The organism is Mesorhizobium loti (assembly GCF_013170705.1).
In the GTDB taxonomy this organism is placed as follows: domain Bacteria; phylum Pseudomonadota; class Alphaproteobacteria; order Rhizobiales; family Rhizobiaceae; genus Mesorhizobium; species Mesorhizobium loti_D.
This window is the reverse complement of record NZ_CP033334.1, coordinates 4,566,662-4,583,235: the sequence shown is the minus strand read 5'-3', so window position 1 is coordinate 4,583,235 and position 16,574 is coordinate 4,566,662. Positions and strand designations below refer to the sequence as shown.

The 16,574-nt window shown below is 64.4% G+C and carries 15 protein-coding genes; 2 read left to right on the top strand and 13 right to left on the bottom strand.

What is annotated here, in order from left to right:
• Positions 1-16: 16 nt before the first annotated feature.
• Genes EB815_RS22285 through EB815_RS22265 form a run of 5 tightly spaced genes read right to left on the bottom strand, consistent with a single transcriptional unit; the run spans position 17 to position 5,241 of the window.
• Entirely contained in the window at positions 17-1,261 is a 1,245-nt protein-coding gene (locus tag EB815_RS22285) for an MFS transporter (RefSeq protein WP_056577117.1), read from the bottom strand.
• Positions 1,258-1,710, bottom strand: a complete 453-nt coding sequence (locus tag EB815_RS22280) for a MaoC family dehydratase (RefSeq protein WP_056577114.1) — start codon at positions 1,708-1,710, stop codon at positions 1,258-1,260. The genes EB815_RS22285 and EB815_RS22280 overlap by 4 nt, the downstream gene beginning before the upstream one ends.
• Positions 1,707-2,147 (bottom strand): Zn-ribbon domain-containing OB-fold protein, encoded by a 441-nt coding sequence (locus tag EB815_RS22275; protein WP_056577111.1) that lies wholly within the window; start codon positions 2,145-2,147, stop codon positions 1,707-1,709. Before EB815_RS22275 ends, EB815_RS22280 begins: the two co-directional genes overlap by 4 nt.
• Entirely contained in the window at positions 2,147-3,298 is a 1,152-nt protein-coding gene (locus EB815_RS22270) for a thiolase family protein (RefSeq protein ID WP_065005086.1), read from the bottom strand. Before EB815_RS22270 ends, EB815_RS22275 begins: the two co-directional genes overlap by 1 nt.
• A complete protein-coding gene (locus EB815_RS22265; protein ID WP_056577105.1) occupies positions 3,295-5,241 on the bottom strand; it encodes an acetoacetate--CoA ligase in 1,947 nt (648 codons plus the stop codon). Before EB815_RS22265 ends, EB815_RS22270 begins: the two co-directional genes overlap by 4 nt.
• 132 nt (positions 5,242-5,373) lie before the next feature.
• Here EB815_RS22265 and EB815_RS22260 point away from each other — a divergent pair, with 132 nt between their 5' ends.
• A complete protein-coding gene (locus EB815_RS22260) occupies positions 5,374-6,552 on the top strand; it encodes an acetyl-CoA C-acetyltransferase (protein ID WP_171883310.1) in 1,179 nt (392 codons plus the stop codon).
• Between the two features lie 260 nt (positions 6,553-6,812).
• On the opposite strand, the gene EB815_RS22255 is transcribed toward EB815_RS22260, so the two are convergent.
• The 8 genes from EB815_RS22255 to EB815_RS22220 form a co-directional block, all read right to left on the bottom strand.
• Positions 6,813-7,115 (bottom strand): DUF982 domain-containing protein, encoded by a 303-nt coding sequence (locus EB815_RS22255; protein ID WP_056577453.1) that lies wholly within the window; start codon positions 7,113-7,115, stop codon positions 6,813-6,815.
• 139 nt (positions 7,116-7,254) lie between these two features.
• Complete coding sequence (locus tag EB815_RS22250) at positions 7,255-8,241, bottom strand: ABC transporter ATP-binding protein (protein ID WP_056577102.1); 987 nt, start codon at positions 8,239-8,241, stop codon at positions 7,255-7,257.
• 8 nt (positions 8,242-8,249) lie between these two features.
• Positions 8,250-9,209 (bottom strand): ABC transporter ATP-binding protein, encoded by a 960-nt coding sequence (locus tag EB815_RS22245; protein WP_056577099.1) that lies wholly within the window; start codon positions 9,207-9,209, stop codon positions 8,250-8,252.
• Positions 9,206-10,177: an ABC transporter permease gene (locus EB815_RS22240; RefSeq protein WP_056577097.1), complete on the bottom strand. Its 972-nt coding sequence runs from the start codon at positions 10,175-10,177 to the stop codon at positions 9,206-9,208. The genes EB815_RS22245 and EB815_RS22240 overlap by 4 nt, the downstream gene beginning before the upstream one ends.
• Positions 10,177-11,193, bottom strand: coding sequence for an ABC transporter permease (locus EB815_RS22235; RefSeq protein WP_056577094.1), 1,017 nt, complete (start codon positions 11,191-11,193; stop codon positions 10,177-10,179). Before EB815_RS22235 ends, EB815_RS22240 begins: the two co-directional genes overlap by 1 nt.
• Before the next feature lie 22 nt (positions 11,194-11,215).
• Positions 11,216-12,877, bottom strand: a complete 1,662-nt coding sequence (locus EB815_RS22230) for an ABC transporter substrate-binding protein (RefSeq protein ID WP_056577091.1) — start codon at positions 12,875-12,877, stop codon at positions 11,216-11,218.
• Positions 12,878-12,895: 18 nt separating this feature from the next.
• The gene (locus EB815_RS22225; RefSeq protein WP_056577088.1) at positions 12,896-13,801 is read right to left on the bottom strand and encodes a proline iminopeptidase-family hydrolase; all 906 of its coding nucleotides are present in this window, start codon (positions 13,799-13,801) and stop codon (positions 12,896-12,898) included.
• 54 nt (positions 13,802-13,855) lie between these two features.
• Positions 13,856-15,370: a leucyl aminopeptidase gene (locus EB815_RS22220; RefSeq protein WP_056577085.1), complete on the bottom strand. Its 1,515-nt coding sequence runs from the start codon at positions 15,368-15,370 to the stop codon at positions 13,856-13,858.
• Between the two features lie 109 nt (positions 15,371-15,479).
• On the opposite strand from EB815_RS22220, the gene EB815_RS22215 reads away from it, so the two are divergent.
• Positions 15,480-16,505, top strand: a complete 1,026-nt coding sequence (locus EB815_RS22215) for a LysR substrate-binding domain-containing protein (RefSeq protein ID WP_244494141.1) — start codon at positions 15,480-15,482, stop codon at positions 16,503-16,505.
• Positions 16,506-16,574 lie beyond the last annotated feature (69 nt).

Below are 16,574 nucleotides of genomic sequence, written 5' to 3'. Positions count from 1 at the left end.
AGCGGCAGCATCCTCCCTAACGGAGGCCGCCAGCCATATTCACGCTCTCCGGCAAGTTTCGCAACCACAGCATGGCCGCGGCCCCGAGAAGCGGCCCGGGAACGAGCAGCAGGAAGGCCCAGCGCCAGCCGCCGATGAGGTCGGCAAAGTGCGGTGTCAGCCAGATGGCGAGCACTGTCAGCGCGAAACCGGCGCCGAGTTGCACCGAGAGCGCCGTGCCGACAAAGCGGCGGTCGGCAAGCTCGGTGATGGCGGCGGAGAACTGCGCGGAATCGCCGATCACCGAAATGCCCCAGACAACGGCCACCAGCATGAACAGCCAGAGCGGCCCGGTGAACAGAAAGCCCATCAGCAGGGCGCAGCTTCCCGAGACGATCATCATGCCGGCTGTGGTCGCCGTTCGGCCGATGCGGTCCGAAAGATAGCCTCCGAGCAGGCATCCCAGGATGCCGGAGGCGACGACGAAGAAGGTCGACAGCGAAGCGGCGGCGGCTGTTCCGATCGCCTGCGCTTCGAAAGCGGCGCGCGTGTAGGCAAGCAGCCACGCCCACATGGCGTAGAGTTCCCACATATGGCCGAGATAGCCGAGATTGGCCAGCAGCAGCGGCTTTTCACGAAACACCTGGCCGATGCGCGCCGGCTCGAACACCGCCTTGCCGAAGGGATAGGGCCCTTCCTTGGCAAACAGCAGGAACAGCAGCGCGCCGATGGCCGTCGCCAGGCTGGCGGCGGCGACCACCGGCCGCCAGTCGAGCGCGCTTGAGGCGGCGCGGAAGAGATGCGGCAGCGCCGAGCCGATGGTCAGCGCGCCGATGACCGCGCCGAGCGCCAGTCCCCTGTCGCGCGTGAACCAGGTCGCGACAAGCTTCAGGGCCGGGGGATAGACGCCGGCGAGTGCCGCGCCGGTAACGATGCGCGCGGCGATGGCGCCGCCCGGATCGGGGTGGAACAGCAGGCTGGCGTTGGCGAGCGCGGCAACCATTGCCGCCGCCGCCATGAGACGACCGAGCCGCACCAGGTCGGGAAGGTTGACCAGGCTCGCCGCCAGCGCGCCGATCACGAAGCCGACCTGAACGCCATTGGTCAACCAGGCCTCGGCGCCAGGGCCGAGCGCAAGCTCCTGCTTCAGCTCGGGCAGGATGGCGGTCGCCGAAAACCAGGTGGTCAGCGACAGGACGACCGCCAGGCAAAGCAGCGACAGAACGCGCCAGCGTTCGCGGTCGGCCGCCACGCCAAGCCGGCTGTCGCCCACCGTGTTCATACGCCTTGCAGCGGCACGGTGAACACCGTCGCCGTGCCGGTGAGACAAAGCTCGCCCTGGCCGTTGCGCACGCTGGTCTCGATCTTGCAGATCGGCTTGTCGGGGCGGACCTCCTTGACCTCGACCCGTCCGGTGATCTCCTCGTCGACGCCAACCGCCTTGACGAACTTCCAGGCGACCTCGAGGAACACCGTGCCGGGTCCCGGCAGATCCTCGGCGACCAGCGCATTGAGGATGCCCGAGGTGACGCCGCCTTGGACGATCAGCTTGCCGAACACCGATTTCTCGGCCAGCGCGCGGTCATAGTGCAGCGGATTGCGGTCGCCGGTGATGTCGGTGAAGGCTTCGATGTCGCTGATGCGCGTGCGGCGCGTGCGTTCGGCAAAGGCGCCGACCTGCGGACGGCCCTTCACCACGCCTGCCCAGCCGTCTTTCGTCTCGGTGCTCATTTCGGCTTCTCCTCTGTTGCGGTTTCGACTGGTTTGAAGGCCGGCAGGACACGGCCGCCTATGGCTGTCGGCGCGAGCAAGAGCGCGTCCCCAACCCCAGGCGATCGCATGCCCGGCAAGATGAAACTCAGCATGGTCGGGCCCTCGGCCAGTTCGACCAGCCCAACCACATAAGGTGCCACCGGCAGCCAGCCGGGATGCCCCGGCTTGTGTACTAGGGAAAAGGATTTCAGCTGGCCCCTGCCCGACGCCTCCTTCCAGACGAGGCGCTTGCTCCAACAATGCGGGCACATCGGGCGCGGGTAGAACACCGCCTTGCCGCAGTCCTCGCAGTGCTGGATTTTCAGCCGCCCTTGCGCCGCCGCGTCCCAGAATGGCTGGGTCAGCGCGGTGATCGTCGGAGCGGGGGTTTTCAATGTGTTGAGATCGACGGACATCAGGCGGCTCCCAGCGCGAGCGCGGTCGCCTCGCTCATCGTCGCGCCGTTCCCGGTGACCAGTGCCAGCTCGGCCTTGTCGATCTGGCGCTCGCCCGCCTTGCCGCGCAATTGGCGCACCGCCTCGACGACATGCGTCATGCCGCCGGCAAGATCCGGCTGGCCGAAGCCGAGCTGACCGCCGTGGGTGTTGAGCGGCTTGTCGCCTTGGTGCGAAAGATTATGGTCGCGCAGCCACGCGCCGAACTGGCCGGGGGCGCAGAGGCCGGCATCCTCGATCGTCGTGGCGACCATGATCGTGTAGCAGTCGTAGAGCGAGAGAAGATTCATCTGATTGGCGTCGGTGCCGGACTGCGCGAAGGCCCGGGCCATGGCGCTCTTCAGCGGACCGGAGGTGAGACTGGGCGCCTGGCTGACCGCGCGATGCGTGACCTTCTCGCCGGCGCCGAGCAGATGCACGGGTCTTCCGGGCAGCGTGCGCGCACGTTCGGCCGAGGTGACGATCACCGCCTCGCCGCCGGCGACCGGCATGACGATCTCGTATAGATGCAATGGCGAGGCGACCATCGGCGACGCCAGCACGGCGTCCACATCCGCCGGCTTGCCGAAGAAGATGGCGTCGGGGTTGAGCTGCGCATTGGCGCGCGCCGCGGCGGCGATCAGCGCGAAATCCCTGGCGGTCGAGCCATGCTCTGCCATATGCGCCTGCATCAGCAGCGCATAGGAGATGTTGGCGCCCGAGGCGCCGAACGGCACGTCGAACTCGCGGATCGGATTGCGGTTGGGCGAGCGGGGTGCCGCCGCCTCGCGGTTGTTGGCGAGCACGCACAGCACTGTCTCGCACATGCCGGCCTCGATCGCCGCAGCCGCGCGCCAGACCATCCCTGCCCCCGAAGCGCCGCCCAGGTCGACGACATTGGCCATGGTCGGCGCCAGGCCGAGATATTCGGCGATCGTTGCCGGAACATGCTGCGGCGTCTCGCCGACCTGCGGCCCGACCAGCAGCCCATCGATCGCAGCCGGCTCCAGCCCGGCATCGAACACTGCCAGGCGCGAGACCTCGGCGATCATCTCCAGCGTCGTCACGCCGCTGGTCAGGCGCTGCGGTTTCAACTCGCCGATGCCGACGATCGCCCCCTTGGCCCGGCTCATGCCGCTCTGCTCCTGTCGAGCGCGCGGTATTCCTCGAGGCATGCGGGGTTGGCCAGCGAAGCCATATTCTTCACCGGCTTGCCTTCAAGCGTCGTTCGCGCCGCGCCTTCCACCCTCTTGCCGTTGAGCGTGTAGGGCACGGCCTTTACAGCATGGATGCGATGTGGCACGTGGCGCGGCGATGCTCCTTCCCGAATGGCGCGGCGGATCTGGGCGGCGAACTCAGGCGTCAGATCAAAGCCGTCATTCAGCTTGACGCAAAGCACGATCTCCTCGTCGCCTTCGACCGGCGCGCCGAACACCAGGCAATCCTCGATCTCGGCGAAGGTCTCGCAGGCGGCATAGATCTCGGCCGTGCCGATGCGCACGCCGCCGGGCTTCAGCGTCGTGTCCGATCGGCCATGGATGATCCCCGAGCCATGCGCGGTCATCTCCGCGACATCGCCATGCGTCCAGATTTCCGGGCGTGCCGCGAAATACGTGGCGTGGTAGCGCGTGTCGCCGTCCTTGCCCCAGAAGGTCAGCGGCATGGACGGGAACGGTTCGGTGCAGACCAGATCGCCTTGCCGGCCGATGACCGGCGCGTTGCGCTCGTCCATGACAGCCACCGCAAGGCCCAGCCCTTTCACAGTCAGTTCGCCACGGCGAACCGGATGGATCGGCGAACCGAGCAGGAAACAGCCGATGATCTCGGTGCCGCCCGAGATCGAGGCAAAGATCATGTCCTGCTTCACATGCGCGTAGACCCAGTCGAACTGGCCGGGCGAGACCGGCGCACCGGCCGAGAGCAAGGAGCGTAGCGAGGACAGGTCGTGCAGACGTCCCGGCGCGTAGCCTTCGGCGGCCAGCGTCGCCAGATATTTCGGGCTGGTGCCGAAATGCGTGACGCGTGCACGCTGCGCCATTGTCCACAGCGGACTGGGGTCGAGGCCCTCGGCGGTCTTCAGGATCGGCGCGCCGTCATAGAGCACCACGGTCGCGCCGCAGGCGAGGCCCGAGATCAGCCAGTGATACATCATCCAGGCCGTGTTGGTGTACCAGCTCATGACGTCGCCGGGGCGGACATCGCCATGCAGCAGATGCTCCTTCAGATGCTGGAGCAGCACGCCGCCGGTGCGGTGGACGATCGCCTTCGGCGCACCCGTGGTACCCGAGGTGTAGAGCACATAGGCCGGATGGTCGAAGGGCACGCGTTCAAAGGCGAGCGTACCGTCGCTGCCGAAATCGTCGAAGTCGAGACAGGCCGCCGTGCAGTCGGGCTTAGCGCCCGGCTCACCGGTCAACACCAGCGTGGTCACAGTCGGCATCGCGACGACGATCTCGGCCAACCGCTCGGAGATGTCGTGTTCCTTGCCCGCGTAATGATAGCGCGGCGCGGCAAAGAGCACCTTGACGCCGATCTGGCCGAGGCGGTCGACGATCGCCGCGGCGCCGAAATCCGGAGAGCAGGACGACCAGACAGCGCCGATCGACAGCGTCGCCAGCAGCGCCACGAGACCTTCGACACGGTTGGGCAGGATGCCGCCGACGCTGTCGCCCCTCGCCACGCCGGCCGCGCGCAGGCCTTGCGCCGTCCTGGCGACGCGCCGGCGCAACTCGCCAAGGGTGAAGGTGCGGAAATGGCCGCTCTCGTCGGTCTCGATGATCGCGGCCCGATCACCGTCGCCCCGCAGCAGGTTTTCCGCGAGATTGAGTGATGCGTCGGGGAAGAATCGGCTCTGCGTCATCGGCGCCTGACCGTCGCGCAGGAAAGAGATCGCGCCGGGATCGCCGATCACGCGGCCAAAGTCCCACACCGCCCGCCAGAACGCGCCGGGGTCGCTGACCGACCAGCGATGCAGCGTTTCGTAGTCGCGCGGGTCGAAGCCGTTGGCCCGGCAAAAGCGCGCAAGATTGGACGATTCGAACGCGGCCGGCGCCGGCGCCCAAAGCACGGATGACATGAATTTCCTCCCGGAATGCAGGCCGGCACGAAGCCGTCATCTTGTCTGCATGTTGTTTTCAGATTATTGGTTATAACCAGAATGTCAAGCGGCGAACACAGCCCGACTGCCGTACAGATGGAGGACAGGAAATTGCAGGATGCGGTGTATATCGTGGCGGCCAAACGCACGCCGATCGGCAAGCTCAACGGCGCGCTCGCCAGCCTTTCGGCGGCGGAATTGGGCGGGCAGCTCATTCAGGCGATGCTGGCCGGAACCGGGCTTGCGCCAGGAGCCGTCAGCGAAGTGATCATGGGCCAGGTGCTGACCGGCGGCGCCGGGCAGAACCCGGCAAGACAGGCATCGCTCAAGGCCGGCCTGCCGGTTAACGTCCCCGCCATGACGGTCAACAAGGTGTGTGGCGCCGGCCAGAAGTCGATCCATCTCGCCGCGCAGGCAATTCGCTGCGGCGACGCCGATTGCGTGATTGCCGGCGGACAGGATTCGATGACATCGGCGCCGCACTTCATTCCAGGCGTTCGCGGCGGCGTGCGCATGGGCGACCGGGTCGTCAAGGATTCGATGGTAACCGACGGGCTGTGGGACGCCTTCCATCAGGTCCATATGGGCGTCACGGTCGAGTCGCTGGCGCGGCGCTACCAGATCACGCGCGATGAGCAGGACCGCTTCGCGCTGCGTTCACAGGAGAAAGCCGACGCCGCCATCCGTTCGGCAAGGTTCGACGATGAGATTGTGCCAGTCTCCGTAAAGACCAGGCAAGGCGATGTCGTCGTCGACCGCGACGAGCATCCAAACCCCTCGACCACCCTCGAAGGGCTTGGCCGGCTTAAGCCGGTCTTCGAGCTAGAGGGGACAATCACGGCCGGCAACTCCTCCGGCCTCAACGATGGTGCCGCCGCCGTGCTGGTGATGGCGGAGACACGGATGAACGAACTCGGGCTAAAGCCCCTCGCCCGCATCGCGTCCTATGCCTCGGCGGGTGTCGAGCCGATGGATATGGGGCTGGGCCCCGTCGCGGCGTCACGCCTTGCGCTGCAGAAGGCCGGCTGGCGGACGTCCGACCTCGACGTCATGGAGATCAACGAAGCCTTCGCCGCGCAGGCGATCGCGGTCAATCGCGAGATGGGCTGGAACGAGGAGATCATCAACATCAGTGGCGGCGCCATCGCTCTCGGCCATCCGCTGGCCGGATCCGGCTGCCGCATCGTGGTGACGCTGCTCCACGAGATGACGAGGTGCAACGCCCGCAAAGGCCTGGCCTCACTCTGCATCGGCGGCGGCCAGGGCGTGGCGATCTGCCTCGAACGATGAGGCTGAACCTCTGCGCAGTTTTTGCCTGAGAAGAACTGGGCATGGTCTGGCCTCGCCGCCTACTAATCTCATGAGCCGACGAACGGCAGCCACCCCCGTCTTCCCGATGGGGACTTAACCGGCGAAGTTGGACGGCGGCAAAGCGACGGTTTGTGGCTCTGGGTGATCGACCGTTATTCCGTCGCTTGAGCATACAGATAAACCGCCGCTATGGGCTCGGCCCATGACGTTCAGCAATGACGTCCAGCAGTCCGACGCGTCTATCGCCGCAGCGCGTATACGCTTGCCATGGTTTCGCCGGCGACAGGCAACGCCATGTCATCGTCTAGAAGCCGCGTGATCCGGGCAAAGCCCGTGAATGCCTTCCTCGCCTCTTCAGCCGACATTTGCCCCGACAGGGCGGCCGAGCAGCAATTCAGCGCGCACTGATACACAGGTCCACGTCGTCCCGTTGGCCACTTACGCAAGAAAACCATCGCCTCGGCGACACTATCCACTTCTTCTACAGGGTGCCCCTGCCCGCGCGAGATCCGCACGGGCGAAAAGAAATGCAGGTAGTCCATCGTTTCCTCCCGGTCGATCGCGATGCGCCCGATCGAACCAAATGTAACGCGCCGCCTCGCCGTCGGTTCCACGCAAAAAACGGAATCTTTAAAAATCTTTTGGCCGAATGCGATCGCCGATACGAGGATGACGGCTCGGCTACACCGTCGGGAAGTGGCAGGCAACTTTCCGGCCGGGCCGATACTCCCTCAGCTCCGGCCGCTCCGTGCGGCAGCGCTCGGCCGCGATCGGGCATCGAGGGTGGAAACGGCAGCCGGATGGCGGCTTGAGCGGGCTCGGCACATCGCCGGTGAGGATAATGCGCTTGCGCGTCCCACTCGGCGTTGTCTCGACCACGGGGACGGCCGAGATCAGCGCCTGGCTGTAAGGGTGGGCCGGGGCCGCGAACACCTCCTCCGCCGGCCCTTCCTCGACGATCGAGCCGAGATACATCACGGCAATGCGGGTCGACACCTGGCGCACCACCGAGAGATCGTGGGCGATGAAGATGTAGGTTAGGTTGAGCTTCTCCTGCAGGTCGGCGAGCAGGTTCACGATCTGCGCCTGCACCGACACGTCGAGCGCGGAGACCGGCTCGTCCAGCACGACAAGATCGGGGTTCAACGCGATGGCCCGCGCGATACCGACGCGCTGGCGCTGCCCGCCCGAGAATTCGTGCGGATACCGCATGACATGATCCGGCAACAGCCCGACGAGTTCGAACAGTTCCGCGACGCGCGCGGTGATCTCGCGTGACGAAAGCTTGCCATGGATGCGCAAAGGCTCGGCCACCAGGTCTCCGACACGCCGGCGTGGATTGAGCGAGGCAGACGGATCCTGGAAGACCATTTGCAGGCGGCGCCGCAGCGGCCTCAGTTCTGACAGCGATTTTGTGGTGATGTCGTCGCCTTCGAAGAGAAGCTTGCCGTCCGTAATGTCGTAGAGCCTCACCAGGCAGCGCGCCAGAGTGGACTTGCCGCACCCGGACTCGCCGACCAGCCCGACCGTCTCGCCGCGCCGCACGCTCAGCGAAACATTGTCGACCGCATGCACGGTTCGCCTGCCTTCGGCGGAAAAGCGGGAGCCGATCGAAAAACGCTTTCCCAGCGAACGCGTCTCGAGAATCGGGCGATCCTTGTCGGTCATGGGTCCGCTCATGCCTGTGCCACCCGAAAGCATGCCGCGGCGTGGGTACCCGCCCCAAGGTCGGGCTTGCCGGTCACGCAGGGCTCGTAATGCACAGGGCAACGCGGGCCGAACGCACAGCCCTGCGGCAATCGAAGCAGCGATGGCGGCGAGCCGGGGATGGCCGGCAGGCGGCGCGGCTTGTCGCCGGTCAGCGGCGGGATCGAACCGAGCAGCGCCCGCGTATAGGGGTGTCGCGGGTCGGAAAACAGCTCCATCCGACTGCCGCGTTCAACCACGCGGCCCGCATACATGACCATCACCCGGTCGGCAAGTTCGGAGACCACGCCCATGTCGTGCGTGATGAAGACGACCGCTGATTTGTGGGTTGCGCGCAGCTTGCGCACCAGGTCGAGAATGCCGGCCTGCACCGTGACGTCGAGCGCCGTGGTCGGCTCGTCCGCCACCAGCAGTGCCGGATTGCAGGACAAGGCCATTGCAATCACCGCCCGCTGCCGCATGCCGCCCGAAAGCTGATGCGGGTAGCGCGACATCGCCTCGTGCGGGTTGGGAAAATTCACCTCGGCCAGCAGTTCTTCCACGCGCTCCATCGCCTTGGCCTTGCTGATGGTGCGATGCGCGCGGATCTGTTCGGCGATCTGCCAGCCAATCGTGTAGACAGGCGTCAGCGCCGTCATTGGATCCTGGAAGATCATCGCGATCTCATTGCCGCGCAGGCGTCTCAGTTCGCGCGCGGGCAGCCCCACCAACTCGCGTCCCTTGTAGCGGATCGAGCCTTCGATGGTGGCATTGGGATCGGTGATGAGGCCCATCACGGCCAGCAGCGATACCGTCTTGCCGGACCCGGACTCGCCGACGACACCGAGGATCTCGCTTTCCGCGAGGTCAAAGGAAACGCCATCGATCGCCCGCACCAGGCCGTCATTGGTGCGGAAGGATACTTTGAGGTCGCGCACCGACAGTATCATGATGTCCTCAGGCGCGGATCGAGAAGGATGTAGACGAAATCGACGACCGCGTTGGCGATCACCACGAACATGGAAGCATACATCACCGTTGCCATGATCATCGGCAGATCGAGGTTCTGCAGCGCGTCATAGGTGAGCTTGCCGATACCGTGCAGCCCGAACACCACCTCGGTCAGCAACGCCGAACCTCCCACCAGTGCGCCGAAGTCGAGACCGAACAAGGTGACGAAGGCAATGAGCGACGTGCGCAAGGCATGGCGCAACAGGATACGGGTCTCCGACAGCCCCTTGGCCCGGGCCGTGCGGATATAGTCTTCCTGCAGGGATTCGATGATCGCCGCACGCAGCACGCGTCCATAGATGCCGATGTAGAGGATGGCCAGCGTGATCCATGGAATGATCAGCGTCAGGAACCAGCCCTTCGGATCGTCGGAGAAATTCTTGTAGCCGAGCGGCGGCACCCAGGAGAACGCCCAACTGTCATGGTAGCGGCTCTGGGTGATCAGGTTCATCACCTCGCCCAGCCAGTAGACCGGCATGGAGATGCCGAGCAGCCCCAGCGCCATCAGAAGCTTGTCCAGCCAGCTGTCGCGGGTGGCGGCGGCGACGATGCCGATGATGATGGAGACAACCACCCACAGGACCGCAGCCCCGAACACCAGCGAGAGTGTGACCGGAATGGAATCCATGACCGCCGGCACCACCTTCCAGCCACGGTTGACGAACGAGGTCAGGTCGCCGGTGACGAAGATCTTCTCCATCATTTTCACATATTGCACGTAGAGTGGCCGGTCGAAGCCAAAACTGTGGCGCACCGCCTCCAGCACTTCGGGCGACGCATTGCGGCCGGCGATGCGCGCGGCCGGGTCGGCGCCCGGCGTCGCGAAAAAGATCAGGAAGACAATGACCGAGATGCCGAACATGACGAACAGCATCTGACCGAAACGGCGCAGGATGGCGTAGATCATCAGTCGCGCCCCAGCCGAACCTTGGAGCGCGGATCGAGCGCGTCGCGCAGCCCGTCGCCGAAGACATTGAGCGCCATGACCGAAACCGCGATCGCCAGGCCCGGAACCAGCGCCACCAGCGGCCTGGTGTAAAGCAGCGCCTGTCCGTCCTGGATGATGGTGCCCCAGCTCGCAGCCGGCGGCTGCACGCCGATCGACAGGAAGGAGAGCGCCGATTCCGTCAACATGTTCAACGCCATCATCAGCGGCACGAAAACGATGAGCGTGGTTGTAATGTTGGGCAGGATATCGCGCCACAGGATGCGCCATCCCGGCACGCCCAGATTGATCGCGGCGAGCACGAACTCGCTGTGCCGCAGCGACAGGACCTGACCGCGTATCGGTCGAGCCACATAGGGCACGTAGACGATGCCGATGATGATGACCGGCAGCCACAGGCTGCCGGACTCGATATCTATCGGCCCGATCCTGATCCCTTGCGCGATGGTGACGATGGAAAGCGAAATCGCCAGCAGGTAGATCGGAAACGCCCACAGGACATCCAGCAAGCGCGACAGCACCGTGTCGGTGACGCCGCCGAAATAGCCGGCTACCAATCCCGCCGCCGTGCCGATGATCAGCGTGAAGATGGTGGCCGCCCCGGAGATCAGCAGCGAGCTCAGCCCGCCATAGAGCATCCGGGCCATGACATCGCGCCCTTGACTGTCGGCGCCGAGGAAATAATTGCCGAGCCGCCAGGTCGGACCGAGGGGCGTGTAGCCGAGCCCGAGCCCCTCGGTCGATTGTTCCATTACCGGGACGTCGGTGCCGTCGATCTGGATGACGGCGTCGAGCGTCGAGGCGAATGGGTCCACGCCTGCCCATTGCGCATAGAGAGGCGCACTGAGGCAGGCAAGGACGATGAGGAGGAACACGGCCAGGGACGCCATCGCGGCCCTGTCCCTTGCCAGCTTCGCGAACGCGACGGCCCAGGGCCCTCGCGTCTTGCGCGGCACGGCGACAGCTTGGTTCGACACGAACGTGTCCCTCCGCAGTTCGTTACTGCACCCAGGACTGGGTGATCATCCAGTTGAACTGCCGGTTGAACTTGAAATTGCCGACCCGTTTGCTGACGAAGTCAAGCCGCTTCGGCGTGAAGAGGCCGACGGCCGGTGCCTTGTCGGTGACTTGCTTGTCGATTTCGGCCCACAATTTGTCGGCGGCTTTCTGGTCCGTCACGCCAAGGTCCAGCGCCTTTTGCATCTTGGCATCGATGTCCTTGTCGCAGAAGCCGGCGATGTTGATCGAGGCATCCGAACCTTCACGGAAGGAGGCGCAGCTGAACAGGATGTTCAGGAAGTCCGAAGCCGCCGGATAGTCCTTGTACCATTGGGTGACGGACATCTGCACTTTGTTGTTGGTGTTCTGGATGTAGGTGAACTGGATATTGGACGAGATCGGCTTGACGTCGGCCACATAGCCGATGGTCGTCAGCACGCTCTGCAGATAGACGCCGATCGACCGGGAAATGGCGGTATCCTCGACGATGATGGTCACCTTCTGGCCCTTGGTTCCCGATTCCTCGACGAGCTGCTTGGCCTTGTCGAGATCAGGCGCCGACCATTTGGCGCCGGGGTCCTTGGTGAAGGGGCAATAGTCTTCATGGCCGGGGAAGTCCGGCGGCAGGACCTGGCAGACCGGCGAGGCCAGCACCTTGCCGCCGAAAAGCTTGACCAGTGTGTTGCGGTCGATCGCATAGGCAACGGCCTGGCGCGCCTTTTCATTGTCGAATGGAGCGAGGCGGTTGTTAAGCGGGGCATACCACCAGGCTGAAAGCGGCGAGATGTGCAACTGGTCCATGGATTTGCTGCCAAGTTCGCCCAGGCGGTCGCTCGGCAATGCGTCGAACATCCAGTCCGCTTCGCCGTTCTGGATCGCGGTGACGGCCGCTTCCTCGGACAGGCCGAAATCATATTGGACAACGTCCGGATAGCCGTCCGGCTGCGCTTCCTCGCTCCACTGCTTGAAATTGGGATTGCGCGAAACCGTCATGCCTTTGTTGGGGTCGAAGGCGGAGATCATGTATGGACCGGTGCTGGGGATGGGTTTGGAGCCCATGTCTTCGGCTGGCGTGTCCGCCGGCAGGACCACGGCATGCGGCAGGGCAAGCTTGTAGAGGATTTCGGCGTCGGGCTTGGTGAGGTTGACGGTGATGGTGCCGGCCGCTTCATCGCCGACAACGCCGCCTTCCAGCGTGCAGCCCTTGGTATCGGCCAGGCATTTGTCGGCGCCGACGATGCCGGCATAGAACGTGCCGGAGGTCGGCCCTGAAACCTTGAAGATGCGCTGGAACGAGGCGACGACATCCTTCACGCCAAGATCCTGGCCGCTGGAAAACTTGATGCCCTTGCGTAACCTGAAGGTGAAGGTCTTGCCGTCATTGGTAACCTCGGGCAGTGCCTCGGCCAGGTCGGGAACGATGGTGAAGCCGTCCATGCCCTCGGCCTTGCGGAAGGCCACGAGCCCGTCATAGATCGGCTGGTACACCTGCCAGCCCTGGTCGGTGTAATTGATGTGCGGGTCGAGCGTTCCCGCCGCGGAGCGGGCCAGAAGGCGGATGGTGCCGCCTCGGTGCTCCTTGAGATATTCAGCCTGTGCCGGGGCCAACCAGGTGCCGGCCAGCAATGCGGCTGCTGATGCCGCCAGGAGCAGTTTCTTCATGTCTTGATTCCCCTTTTCTCAGTTGTCGTTGTGGTCCAGGAAGTCTCCCACCGCCCGCATGCACGCATCCTGTTCTTCGACATGCGGCATGTGGCTGGAGTGCTCGAATATCTCCCAGCGCGATCCTCGGATGCCGTCCTTGAAGGGCTGCACGGTCGCGGGCGTGGCCTCGTCGTGACGTCCGGAGATGATCAGCGTGGGAACATCGATGGCCGGCAGGCGGTCGATGATGCTCCAATTCTTCAGGGTTCCGATGACGTGGAACTCGTTCGGCCCATTCATCAAATTATAGACGGTGGGATTGCGCACAACCTGGGCGAAGGTCTCCGTCACCTCTGGCGGAAACGGCACGACCCGGCAGACATGCCGCTCGTAGAAAGCCATCGTCGCCGCCTGGTAGGCCGGATCGTCCGTCGTGCCGGCCTGCTCGTGCCGGGTCAGTGTCTCCTGCACGTCCTCGGGCAGATCGGCGCGCAACCGGTTGGCCTCTTCGACCCACAGCTTCATCGAAGCCGGCGAGTTGGCGATGGTCAGCGACTTCAGACCTTTCGGCCGCGTGACCGCATATTCGGCGCCCAGCATGCCACCCCAGCTCTGGCCAAGCACATGGAAGCCCGCGCGAATGCCAAGACGGTCGACCAGGTTTTCAAGCTCGTCGATGAAAAGCCGAGGTGTCCAGAAGTCGGCGCCTTTCTCGGGCAGCAATGTGGAATTGCCGCAGCCCAACTGGTCATAGTGGATGACGGCGCGATCTCTTCGGGCAAGAAGCTTGTAGGCATCGACATAGTTGTGGGCGGCGCCTGGTCCACCATGCAGGATCACCACCGGGGCCTTGGCGGCGTCGATGTCGCCGGAGATCCGATACCAGGTTTCGTAGTTGCGGAAGGCGGCCCGCCCTTCCCTGCCAATGATCCCAGACGACATTCCGTTTCCCATCACGTTCGAACGCATCTCGCTCCTGTCCCTGACGGCAGGCGCCTAGTTTACCTTGCGGCCGGCCTGCACCCACTCTTCCAGCATCTGCACGCCGAAGGCGGTGGCACCTTGCCTGCCCAAGGGCCGATCGGTGTCGGTCAATTCCTTGCTGGCGATGTCGAGATGCACCCACGGGCGGTCTTCCGTGAAATGGCGCAGGAAAGCAGCCGCATAGGGAGCATCGCCATCCTCCATGTCCTTGGCATGGTGGCGGAGGTCGGCGAATGGCGATTGCAGTCCCTCGTCATAGGCACGGTCGAGAGGCAGCCGCCAGAACCGCTCGCCGACGGTTTCGCCGGCCGCGATCATCTGCGCGGCGATGGCATCGTCGGTGCTGAACAGGCCGGCGAATATCGATCCCAGGCCGCGCGTCACCGAATAGGTCAGCGTCGCCAGATCGACGATCACCGACGGATTGAAGCGTGTTGCCGCGTAGTGGAGACAATCGGCCAGAAGCAGGCGCCCTTCGGCGTCGGTGTCGAACACTTCCACGGTCTGTCCCGAGGCTGTCGTGATGATGTCGCGCGGTTTGAGAGCGGTGCCGGACGGCATGTTCTCGGCAATACCGAGGACGCCGACGGCGTGTACCGGGCTGCCTTGCCGGGCGAGCGCGATCAGCAGGCCGACCACCGCCGCCGCCCCGCCCATATCGGCCTTCATGTCGAACATCTGCTCGCCGCGCTTGATGCAGAGGCCTCCGGAATCGAAACAGACGCCCTTGCCGACGAATGCCAGCGGTTGCGAGGGAGCACCCTTGCCGCGATAACGCAGCACGGCCACCCGTGGCGGCCGCGCCGAGCCGGAGCCGACCGCCAGCAGCGCGTTCATGCCGAGCTCTTTCAGTTGCGCGGCATCGAGTATTTCGATGTCGATGCCGGCCTCGCGCAGTGGCTCCAGATGATCGTGGAAATTGTCGGGGTGGAGATGGTTCGGCGGCAGGTTGACCAGCGTGCGCGCGTATTCGACGCCATCGGCGATTGCATTGACCCGGGCCAGCGCCGGGGTCAGCTCCGCGCTGCTTGCTCCGACCAGTTGCACCCGCAGGGTTCGATCCGCTCCCGCCCCCTGGCGCCGGTTGCGCATGTCGAAACGATAGCGCCGCAGCCGCATGCCAAGCGCGACGCGCGCCAGGATCTCGGCTCCGGGCAAGCCGACATCGGCAATAGGGTCGAGGACAAGCGTGGCCGCGCATTCGCCCTTGCTTTCCAAATGAGCGGCAAGCAGACCGCCGGCGCGCGCCAATGACAGGGCGCTCACGGCTTCCGCCTTGCCCAGGGCGAGGACGATTACGCGCCGGACCGATACGGCCTGGGGGGCGATGAGATCGATGCAGGTCCCGGATTCGGCCAATGCGGCCGGGTCGGAGCAGGCGCGGGACAGAACCCCGCCCATTTCAGCATCCAGCGCCGCTGCCCGGGGGCCAAAGCCTGTCTGGGCGGTTTGCAAGATCACGACGACAGAGGCTTCCGCGGAAATCTCGTCCACCGTTTCGAAGACCGGCACTGGCGATTGAGGCATATGCGGTGGTTCTCCCATTTGCTGATGTGCGCAATGCTTCCACCGCGGCGGTGGAACCGATCAGGCCGGCCTCCGCCATTGGTGGAACGGTGCCGGAGGCCCCAAATAATTGTTTTTGGACGGCGACTTAGTCGCTCTTGTCCTTGGGTATCCCCGAACAGGCCAGGCGATCAAACGCCAATTTTGCCCAAGTCGATTGACAAAAACTCAACTGACAATTCATGATTGGCCCATGGCCTTACCGTCACTCAATGGCATGCGCGCTTTCGAGGCCGCCGCACGTCTCGGCAGCATCAAGGATGCGGCCGAAGAACTGCACCTGACGCCCTCGGCCATAAGCCGCCACATCCGTGCGCTTGAAAGGAATCTCGGCCAGGATCTGTTCGAGCGCGGATTTCGCCAGATAACGCCGACCATCAGGGGCTCTTATTATGCGCGCAGCCTCTCCGAGGCATTCGAGGCCATCTGGCGCGCCACCGACGATGTCAGCCTCACCGATGGTCCGGGTCACGGCAGGACCCAACGTGTCCGGGTGTTGTGCGTGCCGGTCGTTCTGAACCTTTGGCTGGCGGACCGCTTGCCGAACTTTCGCCGGCTGCACCCGACGGTGGAGCTGGAGATCTCGACATCAGGCAAGCCCGCCAACTTCGATTTGGCCATTGTCGACGAGTTCGTCTACAAGGCCGGCCCGGCTCTGACGTTGCTCATTCCGGTGGTACTGACGCCTGTCTGCGCGCCCTCATTGCTCGATGGGCCTGTGCCGCTGCGATCGCCCGCTGACCTGGTCAATCACCACCTGATCCATGAATGCGAGACCATGCGATGGAAGCGGTGGCTGGAGCAGGAAGGTGTTTCGGATACGACGCCCAAATCCAGCACGACGCTGGATGATTGCACGCTGATCATGCGCGAGGCGATCAATGGCGCCGGAATAGCGCTTGCCGACACGATGATGGCACAGGACTTTCTTGAGCAAGGCAAGCTTGTCGCCCCGTTTCGTGCCCGCCACACCTACCCGGCAGGCATCTATCTGCACCGGCCTCGCAGCATCGGCAACAAGCCAGGCACCAGCCTGTTTCAGGATTGGCTATTGTCCGAAGTCGAGGACCACAAGCGGGTAATGGCCATCACCTAGGCCGAACCGTCGTTGCCGAATCCGAATCACCGGACCGCCCTGTTCAACAACGGCCCACCAATGCGATCC

Bases quoted from the DNA above. Each gene is read 5' to 3' on its own strand.
- EB815_RS22285 (WP_056577117.1), bottom strand. From the start codon at position 1,261: ATGAACACGGTGGGCGACAGCCGGCTTGGCGTGGCGGCCGACCGCGAA.
- EB815_RS22280 (WP_056577114.1), bottom strand. From the start codon at position 1,710: ATGAGCACCGAGACGAAAGACGGCTGGGCAGGCGTGGTGAAGGGCCGT.
- EB815_RS22275 (WP_056577111.1), bottom strand. From the start codon at position 2,147: ATGTCCGTCGATCTCAACACATTGAAAACCCCCGCTCCGACGATCACC.
- EB815_RS22270 (WP_065005086.1), bottom strand. From the start codon at position 3,298: ATGAGCCGGGCCAAGGGGGCGATCGTCGGCATCGGCGAGTTGAAACCG.
- EB815_RS22265 (WP_056577105.1), bottom strand. From the start codon at position 5,241: ATGTCATCCGTGCTTTGGGCGCCGGCGCCGGCCGCGTTCGAATCGTCC.
- EB815_RS22255 (WP_056577453.1), bottom strand. From the start codon at position 7,115: ATGGACTACCTGCATTTCTTTTCGCCCGTGCGGATCTCGCGCGGGCAG.
- EB815_RS22250 (WP_056577102.1), bottom strand. From the start codon at position 8,241: ATGACCGACAAGGATCGCCCGATTCTCGAGACGCGTTCGCTGGGAAAG.
- EB815_RS22245 (WP_056577099.1), bottom strand. From the start codon at position 9,209: ATGATACTGTCGGTGCGCGACCTCAAAGTATCCTTCCGCACCAATGAC.
- EB815_RS22240 (WP_056577097.1), bottom strand. From the start codon at position 10,177: ATGATCTACGCCATCCTGCGCCGTTTCGGTCAGATGCTGTTCGTCATG.
- EB815_RS22230 (WP_056577091.1), bottom strand. From the start codon at position 12,877: ATGAAGAAACTGCTCCTGGCGGCATCAGCAGCCGCATTGCTGGCCGGC.
- EB815_RS22225 (WP_056577088.1), bottom strand. From the start codon at position 13,801: ATGTCGTCTGGGATCATTGGCAGGGAAGGGCGGGCCGCCTTCCGCAAC.
- EB815_RS22220 (WP_056577085.1), bottom strand. From the start codon at position 15,370: ATGCCTCAATCGCCAGTGCCGGTCTTCGAAACGGTGGACGAGATTTCC.